Here is a 5,575-nt window from a genome sequence, read left to right on the forward strand (position 1 = left end):
GTGCAGACGTTTGAAGGCTTTTCGGATCAGCTGCATAGTCAGATAACATCGCAAAAAAACAGCATGTTATCTGACGACTTCTTAATGCGACAGAGCCGTTTGTTTTCACTCATCGCGATCTCGTTCAACGTTTATTCAGAATCAGAGGGATACCATACCTGAACAGCATCATCTTTTCCTGCAGGTGAAGGGGTGGTGCTGGTTTCCTCCTTTTAGGTGTATGGCTGTACGGCTGCCCGTGGTGGAGCGGGCAATCTTTTTATAATGTCGCCACCGCCCCGAGCACCGCCAGATGAACGGCATAAAACACCACAAAAAAATGACGCGGCCAGAATCGTGCCGGAGCAGACAGACAAGACCAGCATGGCAATACACAGCCCGGCGGCTGACGCCACACCATCATACAGATTCATCAGCAGCACCATGACGGCCCATACCGTGGCGTATCCCACCCGTTCTGCCGGTCCTTGCGCCCTGAACAGGCGCCAGCTGGACAACAGCATCAACACCCCCGCCACGCCATAATTCGGCACGGAAAGCGGCAACCACGCCAGGACCAGGGCGATGGACAGCATTTTGTCATGCCGGCCCGGAAAGCTGAACCACCGCAAAGCCTGGCCCGTCACCGCAAAGGCAAACAGAATGTTTCCCTCATACCACGGGAAGCCAATAAGCAGAAACGGGACCTGTGCAATCAGCGCCCACAGCCATAATGTGTTCGGGCCGGACTGGCGAATGTCCCCGTGCCGCGTCAGATTCATGCCCCATACCAGACCAAACAGCGGAAAGCAGCCCCGGCCCAGCAGGCGCATAAGCTCGTTGTTATGTGCCAGCAGGAGTCCGGCGTGGTCAGTGACCATCAGCACCAGCTCCACCGTTTTAATGATATCCGTCTGCCCGGGTGTCCAGGTCAGGAGAGCCTGCAGCCAGCGGTCTGCGTCGCTGAGGCTTATTGCGGGTGTTGTCATTGTTGTTTCCCTTGATTCCGTATACAGCTCTCATGATGCTCAGTCGCCGCCGGGGGTTTTCTCCCGGTTCAGATCCCGCTCCATTTGCTGCAGGCGCTCGCGCTGCAGACTCTCTGAGGCGACCTGCTCAATCGCCGCCTCCTGGCGTCGCGTCTGTGGGTCATCCGGCAGCCGTGTTTTATCCTCGCCCGGACGGTCACGCTCCAGCCCGCGAATGACATCCCCGGTGACCTCTTTTATCCGCTCGCCCGGCTCATCCGCTTTTTTTTCCTCTCCGGCCACTTTCCGGGCAGCCTGTTCCGCCTGTTTTTCCATCTCCCTGCGCTGCGCTTCTTCTGCGGCCCGCTGTGCCAGTACGTCCGGCGGGAGCGTGATGTCAGTACCGGTATCAGGGAGCGGCCGATTCGGCAGGGGGTCTGCCCATATCCGTCCGCCGGTGATGGCCTCCGGGTTCCAGGGGCGGTCATCGCCGGCCAGCCGGACAACCACCCCGCTGTCGGGGTTATCACGGGCTATTTTCACGCCTTCGCCCATATTCCCGGCCAGCAGACTTTCGCCGTTGCGGCTGTTCTGCAGCACCACAAACCGGGCGGACTCGTCACCCATAATCCGCCCTTCCCCCCCCGATGGCCTCCAGTCGCCCGTCCCTGTCCGTCAGCGGGCTGAGCCAGATACCGGCCTCTTTGCCGTTTTTGTCGAATGCCGGCAGGGCCACATGTGGCTGCGGGTATTTTTTACCGGGTGAGATGAATTTACCCGGAGAGCGGCCTCTGGCCAGACCGGACTGTTGCAGGGCGGCCCGGTCTGCGGCGGTCTCATCCAGCGGCTGCGCCCGCCCGAACAGCAGGTCTGCTGTTTTCACCGCCCGGTCGTTACAGGATTCCAGAATATCGTGCGCCGTCGATTTCTCAGGCGAATTTCTGATGGCCTTTATCCAGCCCTCGCGGCTGTCTGTGTAGACCTGCGCGTGCTGCTTCATACGCGACAGCGCCACGTAGGCCGACTCAAAGCTGACCATTGTTTTCCGGCTGCCTTCCACGCCTTCCAGCGCGATGGCGAAAGGTTCACTGGCCCCCTGTGCGCCGTGCGCGGTGATGGCGTAGGCGAGGTCAATATGTCGCTGCGCCTCGTCCGCCGTCGGGTTCAGCGTGCGGATGGTTTTACCGTCAGACAACGTGACACCGTCACCCGAAACGGCTTTCATCTCCCACACGCTGTTGGCCAAAAAACCCCGGTCCGGGTCACTTTTGCTGAAACCATTCGGTCACCCTGCGACACGGTGATGTGTTCCGGCCGGTAAAGTGTGCCCCCCTCCGCAGAAGCCTCTGTACAATCAGGGGGCATAGTAGACTGGTGTTCGGGAGCATGGTGAACACTTTTAAACATCCTATACTCATGGTGATCGACTTTTTCTTCAGGTCGATCACCCCCCACTCAGCTTGCCCTGTGTCTGCGGATGATTTGGCCGGGAGTGCCCACCCGGACACCCAAACGAATCAACCACAGACCCAGTGTCGTCCAGGTGCCGGTAGTGTCACCCCATGACGAGCCGTTATCCATCGTCATTCTGTCCGGCAGACCGTAGAGTTCAAACACGCGGATCAGGTGCTGTTGGACAGTCTCGCGCCGTTCATCGGTGCAGGACACCAGGCACAGGGAGAAACGGGAGTGATCATCGTCTGTGCGGAGATGGACGAACAGTGGGGTTACGTCGGTTCCAAATCGCGCCAGCGCTGGCTGTTTTACGCGTATGACAGGATACGCAGAACGGTGGTGACACACGTCTTCGGTGAGCGGATCAAAGCCACACTGGAACGACCTCTGAGCCTGTTGTCGGCCTTTGATGTTGTGGTATGGATGACGGACGGATGGCCGCTGTATGAGTCACGGCTGAAGGGAAAGCTGCACGTTATCAGCAAGTGTTACACACAGCGTATTGAACGGCATAACCTGAATCTGAGACGGCATCTTGCAAGACTGAGCAGGAAGTTGCTGTCGTTCTCAAAATCAGTGGAACTGCATGACAAAGTCATCGGGCAGTATCTGAAGATAAATCATTACCAATAAATTGGAGTCATTACCTACAGGCTGAAGAAAAAATTAACTTCTGCTACCCAGATCGCTGTCCCCGGGTAGTCCATTAATCATTCTTGTGAGCTCTTCACAACGGATAATTTTTTCCGATGAAAAAGTAAAGCAGGCAAAAACTTCAAATTCGCTTTTCTCTCCCTGATTTTTTTCAACATTCACATAGTGATGAGTGAATACCGTATCATTTTCAGCAACGATACTTTTAATAGAAATACTCATCAGTGTTGTATGTGATTTGATGGCCGCCATATGTGTGATAAATCCACTGTAGTCCAGTTGCTTGCCATCCACGTTCTGTTGATAATCAGAAGAAAAAAATGCTGCAATTTTGCTCTCGTCATGCAATGGATCTGTGATGAGCGTCTGTAGTGCCGCAATGACTGTCTGCTTAATATTTTGCATTTTGATTCTCCTCTCTGAGTAATGACAGAAAGTCTACTTCAGGACCTGAATGATATATTATCGGTATATGGACAATATATACGGTTAATCGGCCATGCAGATACAAACATCCCAAATTGACTATGACGCTATGCATTCAACGCAGTGGCATAAGCACGGATCAGGCCAGTTATTCTGGCTCAACCGGGGACTTATGATTATTGAAACGGAATTGATTCAATGGATTGTCACCCCAGGGTCGTTAGGATGGTTTCCGGCGAATCTGTACCACAGAGCCAAAAGTTCAGGGGCTGTAAGCGGCAAATGTCTTTACATTAAACCATCATCCAGTATTCACTTACCCCTCTGTTCTGGGGTCTACGGAGTGGATAGTTTCATCCTGAAACTGCTTGAACGGCTATTCCTGAACAGGCCTGCCGATTACAGAGATGCTCTTCTGCAAGTATTAACCTGTGAACTGAATCAGCTACCTGCATTGCCACTTCAGCTCATACTGCCGGAAGATCGTCGGGCGAGAAATGTTGCAAACGAATTGTTAAAAAACCCCGGATGTGTGCTGAATCAGACACAACTGGCCCATAAATGGGGGATTAGTGTACGAAATCTTAGCCGTTTGTTTCATCAGGAAACCGGGCTTACTTTTAGCCGATGGCGTCAGCAGGCAAAAGTACTCTCATCACTCCAATGGATTTTGGCCGGATTATCCGTAAACGAAGTGGCATATCTTAGTGGCTATAGTAACGTCAGTGCTTATATTGAGATATTCCGGGAACGTTTTGGGATGACTCCTGGGCAGTTTAAGGAAACTGACAAATTGGCAGTGATTCCATTAGCAGGTAGTGATATTTAAAATTCAGTTTTAACAAAAAATTGCGTTACTAACGTGTTTTTTTTACACCATTGGCCTTCAACCCCTATTATTTTGAGCCTCCTATAAGATGAGGCCCATACCAATGAATTTTGCCGCTATAGAGGAAATATTAGCCTCACTTCGGGTCGCACCGTTTTCTGAAGAACATCAATGATTTCTTCCATCTTTTTATAATTCCCCGAAGGGACGTAATTCTGAATTCTTGGCATTTTCAACCTCTCTGTCTGTAGCCGGATTGTAGTCCCCAAATATAAAAAAACCTAACGAGTCTGTACGATAAATTTTCAGCTAGTCATTAACTCTGCAAAACCAGACTACAATCCAACTATATTGGATGAAACATCTGATAAATTGCAGTCCCAGGGGACTACAATTCTCAAAATCAAGCTATAACATTATGTTTTTAAAGATATAGTATAGTTGTAGTCCCCATGTAGTCGGATTGTAGTCCCGCCTTTGTTTATATAACATACAAATTTCACAACTAAAACATATAACACCTTGTTTTAAAACACATCTTGCAGGATTTTACATCCTGCGTAGGGTGTGTTGGTAACGACATCAGAAGACGGAAATAAGCTCAGTCGTGTTTGTTCATCATTTTTTATTCTTGCGGGATGTGCGTCCCCCCCGATGTAATAACAAGCTCACGGTGTCTGAGTGGTTTGTTAATGGCCGGGATGTGATTTTGTTAAGCTATAAAGCCCCTCTCCCTGGTCACTGTACGTATGGGTGTAAAAATAAAATGAAAAAAACAAAATACCGCTGACCTAAAAGCAAAAAAACCGCCCTGCGGGGCGGTTTTTTTGTCTTTTGTTGCACTAAGCCATTTGCGGTATTTCTGATATATTGCTCGCTCTTTAGCGGATGGTCTCATACGTTTAGAGTGGTGAAGTAAAGTTCCGCAAATAAAACCTTCTGTGTTAATCCACCGTAGCAAAATTTCATTATCGCAATATATTACTGTGAAATTTGTTGCTCCTCTTTTTCGTTCCGGCTCTATGAAACTTTTAAAAGCATGTAGTTTCATGCAGCACCCCGATAAAGAAATTTTGTATTCCCTTTTGTGTTCCACACATCTGGTTTAAAAACTACCTTTACAGAACGCACATTGAAACTTAGTATTGCTGTTGCTGGCATGCAATACCTCTCTGTTGTGTATTGTCAGCAGAGCGGTAATGCTCCCAACTTACTGATTTAGTGTATGATGGAGTTTTTGAGGTGCTCCAGTGGCTTCCATTTC

3 protein-coding genes and 4 pseudogenes are annotated in these 5,575 nt (G+C 50.2%); 2 read left to right on the forward strand and 5 right to left on the reverse strand.

The window, feature by feature from the left end; all coding sequences use genetic code 11:
• Positions 1-259 precede the first annotated feature (259 nt).
• The 3 pseudogenes from traX to IAE27_RS28925 all read right to left on the reverse strand — a co-directional run.
• Positions 260-968, reverse strand: a pseudogene (traX, locus tag IAE27_RS28915) (type-F conjugative transfer system pilin acetylase TraX).
• Between the two features lie 39 nt (positions 969-1,007).
• Positions 1,008-2,294, reverse strand: a pseudogene (locus tag IAE27_RS28920) (conjugative transfer relaxase/helicase TraI domain-containing protein); the annotation flags it as partial.
• A gap of 109 nt (positions 2,295-2,403) precedes the next feature.
• Positions 2,404-2,645, reverse strand: a pseudogene (locus IAE27_RS28925) (IS481 family transposase); the annotation flags it as partial.
• On the opposite strand from IAE27_RS28925, the pseudogene IAE27_RS28930 reads away from it, so the two are divergent.
• Positions 2,640-3,035 (forward strand): annotated as a pseudogene (locus tag IAE27_RS28930) (IS1 family transposase); the annotation flags it as partial. The pseudogenes IAE27_RS28925 and IAE27_RS28930 overlap by 6 nt on opposite strands.
• A gap of 33 nt (positions 3,036-3,068) precedes the next feature.
• On the opposite strand, the gene IAE27_RS28935 reads toward IAE27_RS28930, so the two are convergent.
• Positions 3,069-3,461, reverse strand: a complete 393-nt coding sequence (locus IAE27_RS28935) for a nuclear transport factor 2 family protein (protein WP_200093389.1) — start codon at positions 3,459-3,461, stop codon at positions 3,069-3,071.
• A 193-nt stretch (positions 3,462-3,654) separates the two neighbouring features.
• Here IAE27_RS28935 and IAE27_RS28940 point away from each other — a divergent pair, with 193 nt between their 5' ends.
• Positions 3,655-4,311, forward strand: a complete 657-nt coding sequence (locus IAE27_RS28940) for a helix-turn-helix transcriptional regulator (protein WP_227685342.1) — start codon at positions 3,655-3,657, stop codon at positions 4,309-4,311.
• 712 nt (positions 4,312-5,023) lie between these two features.
• Here IAE27_RS28940 and IAE27_RS28945 read toward each other — a convergent pair.
• Positions 5,024-5,362, reverse strand: a complete 339-nt coding sequence (locus IAE27_RS28945; RefSeq protein ID WP_200093391.1) for a hypothetical protein — start codon at positions 5,360-5,362, stop codon at positions 5,024-5,026.
• Positions 5,363-5,575: the final 213 nt, after the last annotated feature.

It is taken from the genome of Klebsiella sp. S69, from assembly GCF_016516145.1.
In the GTDB taxonomy this organism is placed as follows: Bacteria; Pseudomonadota; Gammaproteobacteria; order Enterobacterales; family Enterobacteriaceae; genus Klebsiella; species Klebsiella oxytoca.

Excerpts from the sequence above, each read along its gene's own strand:
- IAE27_RS28935 (WP_200093389.1), bottom strand. The coding sequence starts at position 3,461 with ATGCAAAATATTAAGCAGACAGTCATTGCGGCACTACAGACGCTCATC.
- IAE27_RS28940 (WP_227685342.1), top strand. The coding sequence starts at position 3,655 with ATGATTATTGAAACGGAATTGATTCAATGGATTGTCACCCCAGGGTCG.
- IAE27_RS28945 (WP_200093391.1), bottom strand. The coding sequence starts at position 5,362 with ATGAAACTACATGCTTTTAAAAGTTTCATAGAGCCGGAACGAAAAAGA.